This is a genomic window from Sphingobium sp. VMM, from assembly GCF_056790315.1.
The window spans coordinates 1-16,557 of record NZ_JBXGSI010000040.1; the positions used below are offsets into that span (position 1 = coordinate 1).

Genomic DNA, 16,557 nt, shown 5'->3' on the forward strand with positions numbered 1-16,557 from the left:
AACGGGTGATGACGCATTGTCGCTGGGAGAAAAATGCAACCACTTCGCTAATGATACCGCTGTTCAGAACCATCTTGATTACCGGCAGCCCTACGAAAAAATATGTCGCTATCTATAGAGCCGATGAAGGGGCTTTCGACCTCCATAACACGACGCCGGTTATGAAAGCTCCAATGGCGTAGGCGAGCGGCAAAAGCATTAGAAAGCGCCAGCCCTGCGAACAGCCAGCCAGAAAAACAATCCGCTCTCTAAAACCGAGAATGCCAAAAAGACCGGGGCTAAGTTCTTCCGAACTAGTCACTGATTTAGGCGGTCTTCCGCAGAACCCGGTTTGGCGATCCACCCCATGACGAAAAGCCTGCCGTATTCCCGCTCGTCATTCAACGTCCAGTTTCAAGCGAAGCGACAAATCGCATCACTGGCAACAAATGGTCAAGCCTGGCCTATCGTGACGGAGGCTTCGCTGAGCCATCAGGGTTGCGAAGCCCAGAAGCCACCTCGGCAGATACCTTTTTCGCAGAGGCTGGCCATCCATCCGACTCTAATTCGCCCACACATCCCCAGCAATCGCCTCCGCAGTTCGTGGAAAGGAGATCGGCATCTATCCCAAGAATGCGACCGCATGTGTTGCATCTAGGCTCATGAATGGGCTGCTCCATCGAGCGTATTTGCAGCTTTGCCAGAACGTCTGCAATCGGGATTAGTGGGAGATCATGCGAACGACGAAAATGGTCGAAACCTGTCAATCTCCTGACATGGCAAAACCTGTCTGCGGTGTTGCACTTCGTTTGTGAACTCAGGGGATCCATTGTGCGCGACGGCGGATGGAGAGGAGGCGCGCAATGGATCCCGGATCAAGTCCGGGATGATGGAACGGCGAGGACAGCTTTTCTAAGCGGCGATCGACCAAATCGACAACAGTGAATGGCCGGAGCCTGCCTGGGGCGGGCATAATGCCCCATGTTCATCCCGCTGTTCCCGACATACGAGGGGGCATTCGATTGCCGTCGGGGCAATCCTGATGAACATGGTTTCTTGTTGGCGGGGACGTGTTCAAGATCATGGACTGGCTTCCTGTTGTTTTCATCCTGTTCAAGGTTGCCGTGCTGGGGGCGGGCATGTTCTTTGTCGTCCGATGGCATTATGAACAGGACAGGAAGGCGGAGAAGGGGCGGTGCTGAGCGCGTCAGCCTGGCCCTGCTGCTGGCGCGGATGCTGGGCATGGATATGGCCCTGTGACTTTGGTACTGTGATTGTGGCCCGCATCGTGCGTGGCGCGTGCGGATCATCGTTGCGCTGACGGGCGGGGCAGTGGCGCGACCTCATCTATTTGCCCCTCCGCCGCCTTTGGCGGTCTTCCTCCCCAAGCAAGCTTGGGAAGGATTATCGGGCATTCTATTTCCCACCCAAATCCGTCTTCTCCTTTTCCTCTGTAGGCAGTCGCGTGTGGGAGGTGCAAGACCTCAGCCTTTGTCGGGATAGCGGAAGGGCAAAGCGGGCTATGCTGGGCCCCTCGCTCCCTTCATTCAGAGCTTTTCCTGTCAGCCTCTTCGTCGCTTGGGGCGATCAGGCGGAAAGTGTGCGTGGCAGGAAGCTGGCCATGCGGGTGTGGAGCAGGGCGATCAGGTTCGCATCCATGAAGGCGTAATCGTCCGGTATCTCGAGGCAGACGATCCTTGTGCCGCCTACGCGCCGCGGAAACGCTGCTGGATCTTGCTGGGATGGGCCTTTTCCATCACGAAGATGGTGTCGGCCCAGCGCAGCATCTCATCGTCCAGCGGCGTTTCCGCATCATGGTTGGTGCCCGCCGACAGGGTTTCGATGCCGGGATGGTCAGCGAAAATCTGTTCGGCGGTCGGGCTGCGCAGCTTGTTCTGGCTGCAGACGAAGAGATAATGCCGGTCTCGCGCCCTCACTTGCCATAGCCGGTCATGGAGAAGGGGTGGGCCTTTACGCCGGTCGCCCATGTCTTGTTGGGGCTGGCCTGCATGGTGAAGCGCAGTTCGCCGCCAGCGCGGATTTCCGCGTCGGTGATATAGCCGCGATCGAGCGGCTTGCCGTTCAGTGTCACCCGGCCGACATAACGATTGGCGTCGGACAGGCCATCGGCAATCACGGTGAAGCGCTGGCCGTTTGACAATGCCATGTCGGCGCGGTCGACGAAGGGGCGGCCGATCACATATTCGTTGCTGCCCGGCGCCACCGGATAGAAGCCCAAGGCGGTGAAGACCAGCCAGGCGGACATCTGGCCCAGATCGTCATTGCCGGCGAGGCCCTCGGGCGTGGGCTTATACTGGCTGTCGACGATCTGCTTCAGGCGCTCCTGCGTGCGCCAGGGCTGGCCGGCATAGCTGTAGAGATAGGCGACATGGTGGCTGGGTTCGTTGCCATGGATATATTGGCCGATCAGGCCGGATATATCCTCGGCATGGCTATAGTCGATCTTGCTATTGTCATAGTCGAACATGGCGTCGAGCTTGGCGATGGCTTTCGCGTCGCCGCCCAGCAGGCGGAACAGACCGCCCTGATCATGCGGCATGAACCAGCTATATTGCCAGGCATTCCCTTCCGTATAGTCGCTGCCATAGTTGATCGCGGTCGGATCGAAGGGGGTGCGGAAAGAGCCGTCGGCCTTGCGCGCGCGCAGGAAGCCGGTCTTGGCGTCGAAGCTGTTGCGCCAATATTGGGCGCGCTTCTCGAAGCGCTCTGCCGTGGCCTTGTCGCCCAGCTGGCGCGCGAGGCGGGCGATGGTCCAGTCGTCAAAGGCATATTCGACCGTCTTGGACGCGGCTTCGGGCTCGCGGTCGATGGGGACATAGCCGAGCTTCATATAGTCGCCGAGGCCGCCATAGGGGGCATAGTCAGCGCTGGCGACCATGGCTTTCAGCGCGGCGGCGCAGTCGATGCCCCTGATCCCTTTCAGGCAGGCGTCGGCGATGACCGGGACGGCATGATAGCCGATCATCGTCCAGGTTTCCTTGCCGCCAAACTGCCAGACGGGAAGGATACCGAACGGGCTGGTCTTTTGCCCCGCGACCAGCGAGTTCACGAAATCGGCATTCTTCGCTTCGGGCTGGATCAGCGTCAGCAGCGGATGTTCGGCGCGGAACGTATCCCACAGCGAGAAGGTGGAATGCATGGTGAAGCCGGTTCCGGCATGGACCTGATCGTCCGGCCCGCGCCAGCGGCCATCGGCGTCGCTCCAGACGCTGGGCGCCATAAGGCTGTGATAGAGGGCGGTATAGACATTGGTGCGCATCGCCTTGGGCGCGTCGATCTTCACCGCGCCCAGCGCATCGTTCCAGGCGGTGCGGGTCTTGGCGCGGATCGCGTCGAAATCGCCTGGTTCGCTGGCAAGGTTGGCGATGGCGCCGTCCTCGTCCACGCCCGACAGCGCGACCTTCGCCTCCAGCGGCTTCGTCAGCGTGCCGAAGTCGAGCTGCGCCACCAGCGCGCGGCCGGAGAGAGAATCCAGCGTCTCGGGGCCGCGACCGGGGCCCTTGAAGCCCTTGTAGAGAATATCCTTCTCGGTGCTGACGAAGCGGTGGCCGGTCAGCGGCGCGGAAAAGCGGATGGCGAAGAAGATGCGCCGCGGCGTGGCCCAGCCGCGCACCTCGCGCGATCCGGTAATCGTGCCGTCGGGGCGGATGCGGATCGAGGACCAGAGGATCTTGCCGGGATAGTCATAGATGATCGAGCGCAGGTCGAGTAGCAGATGCGCGGCCTTGCCGGTGGGGAAGGCGTAGCGGTGGACGCCGACACGGGGGCCGGCGGTCATTTCCGCACGCACGCCCGGATCGGTCAGGGTGACGGCATAATAGCCGGCCGAGGCGATTTCATCGGCCTTGTGCGAGCGGAAGCCGGGCGTCTTGTCGTCGCCAGCTTCCAGCGGGACCGTATCACCGCTGACCGGCATCACCAGGAAATCGCCCAGGTCGCTATGGCCCGCGCCGGAAAAATGGGTGTGGGAGAAGCCGAGGATCACCGGGTCTTCGTGGCGGTATCCGGCGGCCCAGTTATAGGTCTGGCGTGCCGGGCCGACATGGGTGTCGGGCGAAAGCTGGACCATGCCGAAGGGGGCGACGGCGCCGGGGAAGGTATGGCCTTCACCCGAGGTGCCGATGAAGGGATCGACCGCATCGACCGGCGCGGAAGGCGCTTCGCTGGTCTGGGCGGAAAGGGCGGTGCCGGCGAGCAAAGTGGCCAGCAGGACAGGGCGAGCGATGCGGGTTAGGATCATGGCGCTGGGTTAAATCATGGCCGGGCGGCCGGGCCAAGCCGATAGCGGCAATTTTCTGTCCCCAAGAAAGGCTGGGCTGGCGTCGACGGGTTTGGCTGGCTAGCTATCGCAGGTAATGAAAAGAGCGTTGATCGTCCGACATGTGCCGCGCGAGGGTGCGGCAGGCTATCTCCAGCCGATCGAGGCGGCCGGCTATCAGATCGAGCGGATCGATGTGGCCAGCCCCGATTTCGCCGATATCGACCTGACCGAACCGGATCTGCTCATCATGATGGGCGGGCCGATGGGCGTTTATGAACAGGATGTGCATCCTTGGATCCCGGTGCAGATCGGCAAGCTTTCCGCGCGGCTGGCGGCGGACCGGCCGACGCTGGGCGTGTGCCTGGGCAGCCAGATGATCGCGGCGGCGCTCGGCGCGCGGGTCTATCCGGGTGGGCATATGGAACTGGGCTTTGCGCCGGTCAGCGTGAATGCGGCGGGGGCGGGGTCGCCGCTGCGCCATATCGACGGGGTGCCGGTGCTGCACTGGCATAGCGACACGTTCGACCTGCCTGATCAAGTCGAGTTGCTGGGATCGACCGATCGCTATGCGCATCAGGCTTTCCGGCGCGGGGCCAATCTGCTGGCGCTGCAATTCCACGCCGAAATGGGCGAGGATCCGCGTTTCGAGGATTGGCTGACCCATTTCTGGGCCGATCTGGACGTGGCCGGACAATGCGGCGTCGCGCTGCGGAAGGATCATGACGATCATGGGCCGGGCGCGGTGGCGGCGGGCCGGGCGATGATTGGCGAGTGGCTGGCGGGGATCAGGGTTTAAGGCGCTGGCGATCGTTTGCTGCAAGCGTTTGACTGCCTGATTAGCACTACTTTGGCAGAAATCGGATTTTTGGGATTCCTATTGCGCTGATTGCGTGATTCATGGCCCCACAGCTTTGACAGAGGCTACGATGGGCGTGGCTTTTCAAGCGGATGTTGCGCGTTGGCTCACCCCTTATCAGGAAGTCTTGGGTAACAAGACGCGGCGTCGAATGTGCCTAGCCTATATCGCCGGTCTGATCGGGCCCGGTGATCGCAAGAGCTCCCAGCACATGGTAGCTCGCTCGGACGCGATCCCTTATGACCGGCTTCATTATTTCATCGGGCTGGTCTGTAGGGCAGTGCCCGTTGGAAGCGACCTTGTGGAGCCAGGCGGATGAATTGGTCGGTGGCGATGGAGCCTGGGTAATCATTGACGACACCGCTTTGCCCAACAAGGGCAAGGCCTCGGTTGGCGTTGCGCCGCAATAGGCCATGCCGCTCGGCAAGAATGCCAACTGTCAGACGCTGGCTTCGAGCGAAGTTCCATTCATGCTGAGTTTGCGGCTGCTCCTGCCGGAAAGCTGGACGAGAGATGCCGCGCGCATGGACAAGTCGGACGTACCTGCTGCATTGCACAAATATCGCACCGAGCCCGAGATCGTGATCGAGGAGATCGACCGCATCGTTGCTGCCGGCGTGCGCTTCGGATGTGTGTTGGCCGACGCCGGTTATGAGCTATCGGCTCCGTTCCGGCAGGCGCTGAGTACACTTGCCCCTTGCTGAGTTGCCGGCATTCCCAGACACCAGAAGGTATATCCGGCCGAAGTGCCGCTGATCTTCCCGGTCGCAGGCCGCGGTCGCCCTCGGAGGCGGCTTGTGCCGGACGTCAAATTCATAGCTGCGCACGCGATGCTCGAACGCGCGAAGTGGAGGCAGGTCAGTTGGCGCAAGGAAACCCAAGGGCGGCTGACCGCTCCGCAGGGGCCCTGCACATGCCGGGTGAGTCGGTCCGCTTCTACAACCCACCTTGCCAGCAGTACGCTGCACCAATGCCCGCCGTTCACCGCAAGAGCACTGCCCTTACTGAGGATGCAGCCTGATCAGACACCCCAACAGACTTCTGCAAAAGTAGTGCTGGTTGTTAGCGAACCAAACGAATATGCCAACCCCAACAAGTCACACCAACTCCCAAGCCGTCAAGAACGCTAACGGCAGCATTCCAGCGGCGAGTTAGGAAAATGGCGCTTCCAAACGCTACAAAGAATATCGCTAATACGATTGTTACGGTTGCCATCGCACAAGATGTTGCAGCGCCGTACCATGCCCGCAATCAGAAATCGCGCTCGACAAATTCAGCAGCAAAAATGGTCACTTTTCAGGTCATCCTCGTCTTACCCGAGGGCGGAATAGGCCAAGGATGGGTGGTACAATATTTGGTTTCAATGTGAGATCTTTATTCCTGGGGCGGTGGGCGCTACATCGAAGCGTCATGGGCGGGGCTTAGGCTGGCGCCGTTGCAATATAAGGATTTCTCATCCTGATCGACCGTCTGAACTGGCGTTATGCCACCAAGAAGATGAACCCGGATAAGGTGGTGGCCGAGGACAAGGTGGAGCGCATCCTGGAGGCGGTGCGGCTGGCGCCGACGTCGAGCGGGTTGCAGCAGTTCGAGGTGATCGTCGTCACCAACAAGGATATCCGCGCCAAGATCCGGGCGATCGCCTGGGACCAGGCGCAGGTGACCGATGCGTCGCATCTGGTCGTCTTTGCCGCCTGGGACAATTATACCGCCGACCGGATCAACGGCATGTTCGACCTGGTCAATGACGAGCGCGGTTTCCGCAACGAGGGTTGGGAAGCCTATCGCCAGATGCTGCTCAACACCTATCCGCAGCGCGACGCGCAGACCAATTTCGAACATGCCGCGCGCCAGGCCTATGTCGGCCTTGGCATCGCACTGACCGCCGCCGCCTTTGAAGAGGTGGACGCGACGCCGATGGAGGGCTTCGACCCGGCCGCGCTGGACGAGATACTGGATCTGCGGGCGCGCGGGCTGCGATCGGTGGTGATGATGCCGCTGGGCTATCGTGCGGACGAGGGCGACTGGCTGGTCAATCTGAAGAAGGTGCGCCGCCCGGCCGCCGACTTCATCTCGCGCATCGACTGATGGCGCCCGGATAGGGATTAACCGCAATAGGCGGCGGTCCGTGACGGCCCCTATATGGCGCTGTGAACAAGGAGGATGGGCGCCGGAACAAGGCGCTCTCCTGCTTCGTTTCGCACCGATCAGGAGTGACGGACATGAAGATGGTCAGGATGATCGCGGCGGTGGCCGCTGTTACGATGGTCGCAACCCCGGTGCTGGCGGCGAGCCTGAACAGCAAGGATCGAGCGCGGGTGGCGCGGGCCGATCCGCGCGACCGCGACGATGTGCGCTATTGCCTGCTCCAGGGCAAGAAGGGCCGCGACAAGGGCACCGCGATCGGCGCGGGCGTGGGCGCGGGCGCGAGCATCATCGCCGGCGGCGGCGTGGGCGAGACGGTGCTGGCCGGCGCCGGTGGCGCGGCGGCGGGGCGGCTGATCGGCAAGGGATCGGGCACCAATTCCCGCTGCGACGAGGTGCTGCGGCGGAACAGATGAGATAGCGCCCATCGCCAGAAACGAGGCCCGGCCCCCTGAGGTGCCGGGCCTTTTTTGTTCTGCGAACAAAAGGATGGAAATTCACGCCCTCTATCGACAGGATGCCGGCAGGGGGATCATCATGTTCGACAGCATTGGGGTATTTCAGCGCCAGTTCACGCCGGTGGAAGCCGGTTATGCCTATTATCCGTCCCGCAAGGGTGGCGCCAAGTTCGTCAGCCCGGAGGAATATTCGGCGCTGGTTGCGCGCTGGCAGCGGGTTGCAGGTCGCCGGGGCATGTGGACGTCGACCGGCGTCATCATGGCGATCATCATCGTCTGGGTGACATTGTCGGAATGGCTGACGCTGCCTGACTGGACGCAGAATGTCATGACGACAGCCTGTGTGGTCGGCCTGATGGCCTGGATATATTATGCCAGTTTCGCGCCGCGGCGCTTGGTCAGGGGGCGGCCGGATATCCTGCCGCCACGCCCGATGGCGCAGATGCGACGGGATGCCCGCGCGATGCTGAACTGGCGTTTCATCCTGTTTTCGCTGGGGTTCAGCGGGCTGATTTTCTGGGGCTGTGTCGCTGGCGGCGATCGCAGCTTCCGGGGCTGGGCCTGGATGCTCGGCAGTGGCGGGATGTTTGCCCTCTATATCTGGTTCGGCATCCGCAAGCTGATGGATCGGGCGCAATAGCCCCGCCAGATGCAAGGGCCTAAGGGCTCTCGGATCAGGTTCGGAATGACGACCTTTTTCTAAGACCGAAGCGTTTACAGATCGGCGGCCAGTGCGCGCAGGGCGGCGTGGGGCGAGGCGGCGAGATGGTCGCGCATCATGGTGCGGAAGGCGGCGGTGGCGCTGGTCGCGGCGGTCTGCATCCAGTGGGTGGCGGCAGCGATATCGCCGGCGTCGGCGCACAGCCGGCCATGGTTGAACTGGCCGCGAAAATCGCCGCCCTCCGCCGCGATGCGATAGCATTCGGCGGCGCGGTCCATGTCGCGGGGGAGGAGGCGGCCTTCCTCATGAAAGGCGCCGAGGAAATTGATCGACTTGGCATGGCCGAGGGCGGCAGCCTTCTGGAACCAGCCGAGCGCCGCCTGTTCATCCTGGGCCACGCCCGCGCCGAGGCCGAGCGCGCTGCCCCAATTATACATGCCCCAGTCGAGGCCAGCTTCGGCTGCGCGGCGATAGCAGGCGGCGGCCGCGACCGGATCGACCGGCGTGCCCCAGCCCTTTTCATGGCAGCGGCCGACCATGTTGATCGCCATCACATGGCCCGAGGCGGCGGCGAGGCCGAACTGGCGGAAGGCTTCGGCCGGGTCGGCGGCGATGCCCTGACCGTCGAGCAGCAGCTGGCCATAATAGGCCTGGGCGTCGGGCAGGCCGGCATCGGCACCCGCGCGGATCAGCGCGGCGGCGGCTTCCGGCGAGGCGGCGAGTTGTTCGCGCATCTGGTCGGCGGTCTGGGACAGGAGGGGCGAGGGGGCGGTCATCAGGGCAGGTCTCTGGCTTGGATATTGCGACTGATTAGCAGGGTGGGGCGGCGCTGGAAACAGGGCGGCAATATTTTGGGTGGGCGAGTCCGAAGGGCGCGCCCCTCTCCAAGTTTCGGTAGGCGGCTGGGCGCCGCCAACCTTCTCTATCCTCTCCCCAAAGGGGCGAGGATTTTTTGCATAGGGGGATGCTCCGAAGCGGAGGGGGCGCCGGCCCTTTATCGATCCGTGAACCGAACCCAGGATTTTACCTCGGTTTCCCTTGGTCGGCCCTGGTCGTCGAGCGCCGGCAGATAGCGCTGGCCCATCGCCACGAGGCAGGCGGTGTCGTCATATCGGCGCGTGCCGGATGATTGGGTGATGCGGCAGGATCGGGGATGGCCGGTGGCGTCGAGCCGGACGGTATAATCGCTTTGCAGCGCGGTTGCTGCCTTGTCCGGGTCGCTTGCGATCGGCGCCTTGCCGTCGAGGGCGATCGGCGTGGCGCCGCCCATGTCGCCCTGGAAAGTCGATGGTGCCGGCTCCCAGAGCAGGCGCACGACCGGGATCGTCCCGTCCTGACCATTTCTGTCTTTCACCGCTGCCATCCAGCCCATCTTCATCATGGCGAGCCGGCAGCTTGCCACAGCGATGGCGGTGCCGCCGGTGATGGCCGAGGGGGTGCAATCCAGCTGGTCGCTGCCGGTGCGGCGCGTGATGCGGACGGTGGCGGCACCGGTCGATGCGGGCGGCAGGGCGACGAGCGCATAATCCTGGGTCGTGGGCAGGACGAGGGGCGTGACGACCGGCCCGCTGGCCTGGGCGAGTAAGAGCAGGATCGGTGCGAGAGGCATGGGCGCAGATTTGATCGCTGCCTGGCTTTTGTAAAGGGCGGGCCGGTCCGCAAGGGCGCGCTCCTCTACAGGTTTCGGTAGGCGGCTGGGGCCGCTTTCCAGCTTTTGGCAGGCGGCTGGCGCCGCGGGCCTTCCCTATCCTCTCCCCGGCGGGGCGAGGATTTTTGTTTATGGGGATGCTCCGATGAAATGGTTCGGGATGAAGGCGGCGGCGGGAGAAGGCGGACAGGAGGGGCGGGGGCGGCCGGTGCTGGCGCGGGCCTGGGGATCGGGGGCGGTGGCGCTGGGGGAATGGCCGGCCAGCTATGAGGCGCAACTGCGCGCCGGGGTGATTGGCAATCCGGTGGCGCAGCGGGCGATGCGGCTGGTGTCCGAAGGGGCCGGGGCGTGCGCGTGGAAGGTCGGCGGGGTGGATGGTGCGGCGGCGCGGGTCGGGGGGCTGGTGGCGCGGGCGTCGGCGGGGCAGGGGCTGATCGAGACGCTGGCGAGCCATGTGCTGCTGCATGGCAATGGCTATGTGCAGGTGATTGCGGGCGCGGACGGGATGCCGGCCGAGCTGTTCGCGCTGCGGCCCGAGCGGGTGAGCGTGGAGGCGGATGCGCGCGGCTGGCCGGCGGCCTATCTCTATCGCGTGGGCGAGAGCGTGACCCGGCTGTCGACCGAGGATGGCGCGGGGCGGACCAGCCTGCTCCATATCCGCGCGCTCCATCCGCTCGACGATCATTATGGCCTGGGCTGTGTCGGCGCGGCGGCGGGGGCGGTGGCGATCCACAATGCCGCCACGGTGTGGAACAAGGCGCTGCTCGACAATGCGGCGCGGCCTTCGGGCGCGATGGTCTATGCGCCGGGCGACGGATCGGTGCTGAGCCCGGAACAGTTTGAGCGGGTGCGGCGCGAGATGGAGGCGGCGTTCAGCGGCGCGGCCAATGCCGGGCGGCCGATGCTGCTGGAGGGCGGGCTCGACTGGCGGGCGATGAGCCTGTCGCCGGCCGAGATGGACTTTGTGGGATTGAAGGCGGCGGCGGCGCGGGAGATCGCGCTGGCCTTTGGCGTGCCGCCGATGCTGATGGGGCTGCCGGGCGACAATAGCTATGCCAATTATCGCGAGGCGAACAAGGCGCTGTGGCGGCAGACGATATTGCCGCTGGTGGGCAAGATCGGCGCGGGACTGGCGCAGGGATTGCAGGGCTGGTGGCCGGGGCTGAGCCTGGCGCCGGATCTGGACGCGGTGCCGGCGCTGTCGGACGAGCGCGCGGCGCTGTGGGAGCGGGTGGCGGGGGCGGACTTCCTCTCTGCGGAAGAGAAGAAGGCGATGCTGGGCATTTGAGGTTCGCGCGGAGACGCGGAGGCGCGGAGATTTTGGCGATGCCGCCTGCGGCGGACTTTTCTCTTCTCCGCGTCTTCGCGGCTCCGCGTGAACCCTGTTTGTCTTTCTTCTAGCGCTGGCAACTGCCCTGCGCGGTCCAGCGGCCGCCGCTGTCGAGGCAGCGATCCTGGGCGAGCCAGTCGCTTTGCCAGAGGCAGAGGGCGGCGGCGATCAGGACCAGCAGCGCGGCGAGCAGCGCCCGCTTCACAGGGGGCGGGCGAGGCTGTCGAGGCGGCAGAAGCCGTTGTCCATGTTCCAGCTGCCGCCCTGCAACAGGCAGTCGCCGGCGCGGAACAGGCCGAAATGCCAGGCGATGAGGCCGAGCGCGAGGATGACGAGGGCGATCAGCAATTTGCGAGGGGTGCGCTTCATGCGGGCCCAGATAGGGGCGCGCGGCGCCCAAGGGAAGGTGGGGCCATGAAAGAGGAGATGCTGGCGCGGCTGGTGGCGCAGGCCGAGGGCGCAGGGCTGCCGGCTGCTGGGCGGTGCGGATCGTCACCGCCAGCCTGTTGCGGTCGCGGATCGCCCGGACGGGCACGCGCGGCAAAGGCGGCTGGCTGGCGGTGGCGGATTACCGCATTCGCGTGGTGCGCGAGGCTATCGGCGCCTGATCAGGTGCCGGGCTTATTATATTCCTCATATTCACCGATGATCTTGTCGACATATTCGGACACCTGATCGTCGGCATCGGCCTGCGCATCCTTGTCCGACATGCCGTCGGCCTTGTCCTGCGCGAGTATCGCGGCGCGGAAGGCGGCTTCCTTGTCGGCGCAGGCCGTCTTCAACTGACCCTGAAATTCGCCGAGCGGCACCTTCTTGTCGAGCGAGGGCTGGACCTGGGCCGAGAGGCAGCCGGCAAAAGCCTTGCGGGCGGCGCCGATGGCGTCGGCCGACGGCGCGGCCGCGAGCATCATCACAAGGGGAGCAACCACGAGCATCAGACCTCTCCTTTAATCCGCGTTTTAGAACGCTTTGTCTGACGGGAGAATGCGCCATGGGCGTCGAAAAAGGAAGTGCGTTTCTGTTGAAGGTGGGAAATGGCAACGTCCCGGCAACATATGAGACGGTGGCCGGGATGCGCACCACCCAGCTGTCGGTGAATGGCGAGGCGGTCAACATCACCAGCAAGGATTCGGGCGGCTGGCGCGAGCTGCTGTCGGGCGCGGGGGTGCGATCGGTCAGCGTGTCGGCGGCCGGCATCTTCACCGGATCGGCGGCCGAAATCCGGGTGCGCAATCATGCGCTGGCGGGCACGATCGAAGATTATGAGCTGAGTTTCGAGAGCGGCGAGCGGATGCGCGGCCGCTTCCTGGTGACGCGGCTCGACTATGCCGGCGACTATAATGGCGAGCGCAACTATGCGCTGAGCCTGGAAAGCAGCGGCGCGGTGGTGAGCGAATGAGCGGCGGGGCTCGAAAGGCCGCCGGGCGATGGCGCCGTCTGGGGAGATGACGGATCGCCCTGTCGGCACTGGACGAGATTGCCGCGAGTTCGCTGCGATCGATCGTGGCGGCTGGGGCGAGCGGTGCCTGGGCCGGGCGGGAGGAGCATGTTGCCGGCTGGACAGAGGGGGGGGGGCGCTTCGTCGTGCCGAAGGCCGGATTGCGGCTGGCGGTGGCGGATCGCGGCCATGCCATGGTGCATGACGGTACGGCATGGCGGGATGATGCGGTGCGCAGCGAGGGATTTTATGTCGCCGGCCAGCAAATTGTTGGCGCACGCCAGCCCGCGATCGCCGGGCCGGCCGGTGGAACGATCGTCGATAGCGAGAGTCGTGGCGCAATTGCCGCGATATTGGCGGTTTTGCAGGGGCATGGACTGATCTCCATGTAATTCTGGAGTATCGGCGATCTTTTCATGGAGAGGGGTAGGTATTAGCTTGGAGGCGAGCCTAGGGGATGTCCCTACTGCGTTATTTTTGCAACGGTTTCACGAATTGTGGACTTGCCATGAAACCTTCTTGCCGATACATGGTTTCAGCAGTCCTTCGTGACACTTTTGAAAGGGGAATTCAAATGCGGAAGCTTGCCCTCGCGGCTGCGCTTGCGACCAGTGCCCTGGCCACCCCGGCCTTGGCGCGCGACAACAGCTGGTATGTCGGCGTCGACGCCGGCGTGATGATCGTTGAAGATCAGGACATCACCTTCACCCCCGGTAATGCTGGCGCCGCCAGCAACACCGTGTCGGCTGACCACCACAAGGGTTATGATTTCGACGCGAATATCGGTTACGACTTCGGTGGCTTCCGCCTCGAAGCCGAAGCCGCTTACAAGCGCGCCAAGGTCGACCTCGACAAGAGCGGCTTCGGCGGCGCTTCGTCGGCTCTCTCGTTCATGCTGAACGGCCTGCTCGACTTCGGTCCCGATGATGGCCTGCAGGGCTTCGTCGGCGGCGGTGTCGGCGTGTCGCGTGGCAAGCTGGCCAACGACCTGGTGAACGACAGCGACACCGGTTTCGCCTGGCAGGCGATCGCCGGCGTGCGTTACCCGGTGACCAACAACCTCGACGTCTCGCTGAAGTATCGCTACTTCAACCAGGACGACATCAAGCTCATCCCGGCCTACACCACCATTGGTGGCCCCGCCGGTTCGAGCGTGGACAGCAAGCTGCGTACCCACAGCCTGCTGCTCGGCCTGACCTACAACTTCGGCGCTCCGGTTGAAGCGGCTCCGCCGCCTCCGCCGCCCCCCCCGCCCCCCCCGCCCCCGCCGCCGCCTCCGCCGCCCCCGCCGGCGCCGGAATGCTCGCCTGGGCCGTACATTGTCTTCTTCGAATGGGACAAGTCGGACATCACGCCTGATGCCGCCACCATTCTGGACAACGCGGTTTCGGCCTACAGCGCTTGCGGCAACGCCCAGGTCATGCTGGCCGGTCACGCTGACCGTTCGGGTGCAGCCTCGTACAACGTTGGTCTGTCGCAGCGTCGCGCTGACGCTGCCAAGGCTTATCTCGCCTCGAAGGGTATCCCTGACGGCGTGATGACCACCCAGGCCTTCGGTGAATCGAAGCCGCGCGTCGACACCGCGGACGGCGTTCGCGAAGTCCAGAACCGTCGCGTGGAAATCAGCTACGGTCCGGGTTCGGGTCAGTAAGAACTTTCCGTCCTTCGGGATGGAATATGAAGAGGGGCCGATCGCAAGATCGGCCCCTTTTTCTTGTCCTGCGTTGCACGTGCTGGCCTGTCGCACGTTGCTCTGTCACGTGCTGGGGCCTGCCGCGATCCGGGCTGAACGGATATCTGGCCGGCGTGTCATGTGCCTTGATGCCGGACAGCGTGGACGATCGACATATGGGCGGTTGATCATGTCTGCGCTCATGGCCGGCCAGCTAATTGCAGGGGCGAGGCCGATAACGCTGTGGTCTGGATTGCTACCGGGCTTCGGCCTGATACGTGACGCATCGTGGTTTCAGGCTATTGCCTGCGGATGGCGCCTTTGGGGCGGTGAAGGAGGGGTGTCAGGACGGATGCCATGCTATCTCCCTGCTTTTATTGCGAACGATATGCAGAAGGGCATGACAAACCGGATCGGATCGGCAACAAAGACGCGTCTGCCGCGTTCGCGCAGTTGTTTCCGTGATCGGGAGTTTGCCATGAAGACCGCCGCTCTGTTCCTTGCCCTGCCTTTGCTCGCTGCCGTGACGGCCTGTGCCGCGACCAGCCAGAGCGCGCCCGCCGCGCCGACCGCCAAGGCCAAGCTGGCCGCTGGCGATGGCAGCGCGCGCGGCACCGCCGTGGTGACCCAGGCAGGCGATGGCCTGCATGTCGTGGTCAAGGCGCAGGGGCTGACGCCGGGCATCCACGCGGTGCATATCCACACTACCGGCGTCTGCACGGGGCCGGACTTCACCAGCGCTGGGGGGCATTGGAACCCGACCAGCCATCAGCATGGCAAGGATAATCCGCAGGGCATGCATATGGGCGACATGCCCAACATGCAGGCCAAGCCCGACGGCAGCGGCGAGATCGAATATGTGGTGCCGGGCGGCACGATCAGCGACGGCGCGACGCCGCTGCTGGATGCGGATGGCGCGGCGATCGTGATCCATGCCCAGGCCGACGACTACAAGAGCGACCCGACCGGTAATGCCGGCGGCCGCGTTGCCTGTGGCGTGCTGAGCGTCGGCTGAGGCCTGATTGCCCCGGCGTCTGCGTCAATCGTCGAGGACGCCGGGATGACCGTCTGCGCGATAGGTTTCGACCGCGTGATAGCTCGAGCCGGCATGGCCGAGCCGGCTTTCATAGAGGCTGAATTCGTCCACGGTGAAGGCGGGCGATACAAGGCCGGCGTGCAGCGCCAGGAAAGGCGCGATATCGCCGCCGTGCCGGCTGAAGCGGGCGAGGGTGATGTGCGGCAGATAGGCGCGGGCTTCGGGCGCGATGCCGGCCGATATGCAGCCGCGATCCACCTTGGCATGAAGATGGGCGAGCGGATCGCGCGGCTGCACCCCGGCCCATAATGTGTCGACCACGCCGCGCCGATCGAAATAGCCGGCGCCGGCGAGCGCGATGGCGAACGGCTGGAAGCGGACGCCGGCGAGCGCATCGGCAATATCATCCGCCTGATGGCGATCCACTTGCCCGATGAAGCGCAGGGTCAGGTGCAACTGGCCATCATCCTGCCAACGCGCGCCGGGAACGCCGGCCATCTGGGCCAGAAGCTGGCTGCGGATCGTGGCAGGCGGACGGATGGCGACGAACAGGCGGTGCATGAGGAGTAGATAGGGAGAAAGGGGGCTTGCGGATAGGGGCGGGGTGGCGCGGGAGAATGGGCGCAATGTCGGCGTCGCGCTTTGACGGCTGACGACCACAAGATGACTTTCCTCCCCGGAACGGGGAGGTGGCAGCGCGAAGCGCTGACGGAGGGGCAAGTGCCTATTAGTGCTGCGCTAGCCGGCCTGTGCCCCTCCACCACTCGCTGCGCGAGTGGTCCCCTCTCCGTGCCGGGGAGGAATGTCTTGTTCCCACCCCTAATTGCCTCTGACACGGCAAATCATCGATGTTTGAAGGTCCAGCTTCGATCTTCGGCTTCCTCTCCGTTGATGAGATATTGCATTTGATGGGTTTCACCGTTCGGCCAGGCGACGAGTTCGTGATCGTTGATGAAATCAATGGTGATGGCGTCCCCATTTTCGGAGGCATCCCATATAAGCGTTAGCCTGTCGCCCGGCTCCAACTCAAAGCATTCCGGCCATGGTTCGAC

21 protein-coding genes and 1 pseudogene are annotated in these 16,557 nt (G+C 64.0%); 13 read left to right on the forward strand and 9 right to left on the reverse strand.

All coding sequences use genetic code 11. From position 1 onward, the window contains the following. Positions 1-182: hypothetical protein (locus tag ACUCV3_RS26740; protein WP_482241437.1), on the forward strand; the 182-nt coding region annotated here is incomplete at its 5' end. Positions 183-1,049: 867 nt separating this feature from the next. After that, positions 1,050-1,181, forward strand: a complete 132-nt coding sequence (locus tag ACUCV3_RS26745; protein ID WP_272939640.1) for a hypothetical protein — start codon at positions 1,050-1,052, stop codon at positions 1,179-1,181. A gap of 504 nt (positions 1,182-1,685) precedes the next feature. Here the strand turns inward: ACUCV3_RS26745 and ACUCV3_RS26750 are convergent. Both ACUCV3_RS26750 and ACUCV3_RS26755 read right to left on the reverse strand, forming a co-directional pair. Next, positions 1,686-1,916: an arsenate reductase/protein-tyrosine-phosphatase family protein gene (locus ACUCV3_RS26750; protein WP_279731339.1), complete on the reverse strand. Its 231-nt coding sequence runs from the start codon at positions 1,914-1,916 to the stop codon at positions 1,686-1,688. Then, entirely contained in the window at positions 1,913-4,240 is a 2,328-nt protein-coding gene (locus tag ACUCV3_RS26755; RefSeq protein ID WP_279731338.1) for a GH92 family glycosyl hydrolase, read from the reverse strand. Before ACUCV3_RS26755 ends, ACUCV3_RS26750 begins: the two co-directional genes overlap by 4 nt. 115 nt (positions 4,241-4,355) lie before the next feature. Here ACUCV3_RS26755 and ACUCV3_RS26760 point away from each other — a divergent pair, with 115 nt between their 5' ends. The 5 genes and pseudogenes from ACUCV3_RS26760 (at position 4,356) to ACUCV3_RS26780 (ending at position 8,360) form a co-directional block, all read left to right on the forward strand. Further along, positions 4,356-5,057, forward strand: coding sequence for a glutamine amidotransferase (locus tag ACUCV3_RS26760; RefSeq protein WP_048939573.1), 702 nt, complete (start codon positions 4,356-4,358; stop codon positions 5,055-5,057). Between the two features lie 211 nt (positions 5,058-5,268). After that, positions 5,269-5,821: pseudogene (locus ACUCV3_RS26765) on the forward strand (transposase). Positions 5,822-6,587: 766 nt separating this feature from the next. Next, complete coding sequence (locus tag ACUCV3_RS26770; RefSeq protein WP_482241440.1) at positions 6,588-7,205, forward strand: NAD(P)H-dependent oxidoreductase; 618 nt, start codon at positions 6,588-6,590, stop codon at positions 7,203-7,205. Between the two features lie 134 nt (positions 7,206-7,339). Next, positions 7,340-7,678: a hypothetical protein gene (locus ACUCV3_RS26775; protein WP_048939575.1), complete on the forward strand. Its 339-nt coding sequence runs from the start codon at positions 7,340-7,342 to the stop codon at positions 7,676-7,678. Positions 7,679-7,799: 121 nt separating this feature from the next. Then, the gene (locus ACUCV3_RS26780) at positions 7,800-8,360 is read left to right on the forward strand and encodes a hypothetical protein (RefSeq protein WP_482241438.1); all 561 of its coding nucleotides are present in this window, start codon (positions 7,800-7,802) and stop codon (positions 8,358-8,360) included. A 74-nt stretch (positions 8,361-8,434) separates the two neighbouring features. On the opposite strand, the gene ACUCV3_RS26785 is transcribed toward ACUCV3_RS26780, so the two are convergent. Both ACUCV3_RS26785 and ACUCV3_RS26790 read right to left on the reverse strand, forming a co-directional pair. Beyond that, positions 8,435-9,157, reverse strand: coding sequence for a tetratricopeptide repeat protein (locus ACUCV3_RS26785; protein WP_279731335.1), 723 nt, complete (start codon positions 9,155-9,157; stop codon positions 8,435-8,437). A 218-nt stretch (positions 9,158-9,375) separates the two neighbouring features. Next, complete coding sequence (locus tag ACUCV3_RS26790) at positions 9,376-9,990, reverse strand: energy transducer TonB (protein ID WP_279731334.1); 615 nt, start codon at positions 9,988-9,990, stop codon at positions 9,376-9,378. A 184-nt stretch (positions 9,991-10,174) separates the two neighbouring features. Here ACUCV3_RS26790 and ACUCV3_RS26795 point away from each other — a divergent pair, with 184 nt between their 5' ends. Further along, positions 10,175-11,317, forward strand: a complete 1,143-nt coding sequence (locus ACUCV3_RS26795; RefSeq protein WP_482241439.1) for a phage portal protein — start codon at positions 10,175-10,177, stop codon at positions 11,315-11,317. 109 nt (positions 11,318-11,426) lie between these two features. Here the strand turns inward: ACUCV3_RS26795 and ACUCV3_RS26800 are convergent, their stop codons facing one another. After that, positions 11,427-11,564 (reverse strand): hypothetical protein, encoded by a 138-nt coding sequence (locus tag ACUCV3_RS26800; RefSeq protein ID WP_279731332.1) that lies wholly within the window; start codon positions 11,562-11,564, stop codon positions 11,427-11,429. Beyond that, positions 11,561-11,728, reverse strand: a complete 168-nt coding sequence (locus ACUCV3_RS26805; RefSeq protein WP_007715198.1) for a hypothetical protein — start codon at positions 11,726-11,728, stop codon at positions 11,561-11,563. The genes ACUCV3_RS26800 and ACUCV3_RS26805 overlap by 4 nt, the downstream gene beginning before the upstream one ends. 113 nt (positions 11,729-11,841) lie before the next feature. On the opposite strand from ACUCV3_RS26805, the gene ACUCV3_RS26810 reads away from it, so the two are divergent. Next, positions 11,842-11,967, forward strand: a complete 126-nt coding sequence (locus ACUCV3_RS26810) for a hypothetical protein (protein WP_279731329.1) — start codon at positions 11,842-11,844, stop codon at positions 11,965-11,967. Here the strand turns inward: ACUCV3_RS26810 and ACUCV3_RS26815 are convergent, their stop codons facing one another. Then, on the reverse strand, positions 11,968-12,294 hold the full coding sequence (locus ACUCV3_RS26815; protein WP_278988085.1) for a hypothetical protein: 327 nt from the start codon (positions 12,292-12,294) through the stop codon (positions 11,968-11,970). 56 nt (positions 12,295-12,350) lie between these two features. On the opposite strand from ACUCV3_RS26815, the gene ACUCV3_RS26820 reads away from it, so the two are divergent. The 4 genes from ACUCV3_RS26820 to ACUCV3_RS26835 all read left to right on the forward strand — a co-directional run bounded on the left by ACUCV3_RS26820 (position 12,351) and on the right by ACUCV3_RS26835 (position 15,484). Further along, a complete protein-coding gene (locus ACUCV3_RS26820; protein ID WP_004207802.1) occupies positions 12,351-12,758 on the forward strand; it encodes a phage tail tube protein in 408 nt (135 codons plus the stop codon). Between the two features lie 104 nt (positions 12,759-12,862). Then, positions 12,863-13,189, forward strand: coding sequence for a DUF2793 domain-containing protein (locus ACUCV3_RS26825; RefSeq protein ID WP_240700635.1), 327 nt, complete (start codon positions 12,863-12,865; stop codon positions 13,187-13,189). 182 nt (positions 13,190-13,371) lie between these two features. Beyond that, positions 13,372-14,448 (forward strand): OmpA family protein, encoded by a 1,077-nt coding sequence (locus ACUCV3_RS26830; RefSeq protein WP_159366679.1) that lies wholly within the window; start codon positions 13,372-13,374, stop codon positions 14,446-14,448. 499 nt (positions 14,449-14,947) lie between these two features. Further along, positions 14,948-15,484 carry a superoxide dismutase family protein gene (locus ACUCV3_RS26835; RefSeq protein WP_048939630.1) on the forward strand — a complete coding sequence of 179 codons (537 nt, stop codon included), beginning with the start codon at positions 14,948-14,950 and terminating at the stop codon, positions 15,482-15,484. A 24-nt stretch (positions 15,485-15,508) separates the two neighbouring features. Here ACUCV3_RS26835 and thpR read toward each other — a convergent pair whose 3' ends face one another. Next, the gene (thpR, locus tag ACUCV3_RS26840; RefSeq protein ID WP_279731326.1) at positions 15,509-16,066 is read right to left on the reverse strand and encodes an RNA 2',3'-cyclic phosphodiesterase; all 558 of its coding nucleotides are present in this window, start codon (positions 16,064-16,066) and stop codon (positions 15,509-15,511) included. Between the two features lie 281 nt (positions 16,067-16,347). Beyond that, a partial coding sequence (locus ACUCV3_RS26845; RefSeq protein ID WP_048939628.1) for a hypothetical protein occupies positions 16,348-16,557 on the reverse strand: 210 nt, incomplete at its 5' end.

Coding starts and splice junctions, on each gene's coding strand:
- ACUCV3_RS26755 (WP_279731338.1), bottom strand. CDS start 4,240: ATGATCCTAACCCGCATCGCTCGCCCTGTCCTGCTGGCCACTTTGCTC.
- ACUCV3_RS26760 (WP_048939573.1), top strand. CDS start 4,356: ATGAAAAGAGCGTTGATCGTCCGACATGTGCCGCGCGAGGGTGCGGCA.
- ACUCV3_RS26775 (WP_048939575.1), top strand. CDS start 7,340: ATGAAGATGGTCAGGATGATCGCGGCGGTGGCCGCTGTTACGATGGTC.
- ACUCV3_RS26780 (WP_482241438.1), top strand. CDS start 7,800: ATGTTCGACAGCATTGGGGTATTTCAGCGCCAGTTCACGCCGGTGGAA.
- ACUCV3_RS26785 (WP_279731335.1), bottom strand. CDS start 9,157: ATGACCGCCCCCTCGCCCCTCCTGTCCCAGACCGCCGACCAGATGCGC.
- ACUCV3_RS26790 (WP_279731334.1), bottom strand. CDS start 9,990: ATGCCTCTCGCACCGATCCTGCTCTTACTCGCCCAGGCCAGCGGGCCG.
- ACUCV3_RS26795 (WP_482241439.1), top strand. CDS start 10,175: ATGAAATGGTTCGGGATGAAGGCGGCGGCGGGAGAAGGCGGACAGGAG.
- ACUCV3_RS26805 (WP_007715198.1), bottom strand. CDS start 11,728: ATGAAGCGCACCCCTCGCAAATTGCTGATCGCCCTCGTCATCCTCGCG.
- ACUCV3_RS26815 (WP_278988085.1), bottom strand. CDS start 12,294: ATGCTCGTGGTTGCTCCCCTTGTGATGATGCTCGCGGCCGCGCCGTCG.
- ACUCV3_RS26820 (WP_004207802.1), top strand. CDS start 12,351: ATGGGCGTCGAAAAAGGAAGTGCGTTTCTGTTGAAGGTGGGAAATGGC.
- ACUCV3_RS26830 (WP_159366679.1), top strand. CDS start 13,372: ATGCGGAAGCTTGCCCTCGCGGCTGCGCTTGCGACCAGTGCCCTGGCC.
- ACUCV3_RS26835 (WP_048939630.1), top strand. CDS start 14,948: ATGAAGACCGCCGCTCTGTTCCTTGCCCTGCCTTTGCTCGCTGCCGTG.
- thpR (WP_279731326.1), bottom strand. CDS start 16,066: ATGCACCGCCTGTTCGTCGCCATCCGTCCGCCTGCCACGATCCGCAGC.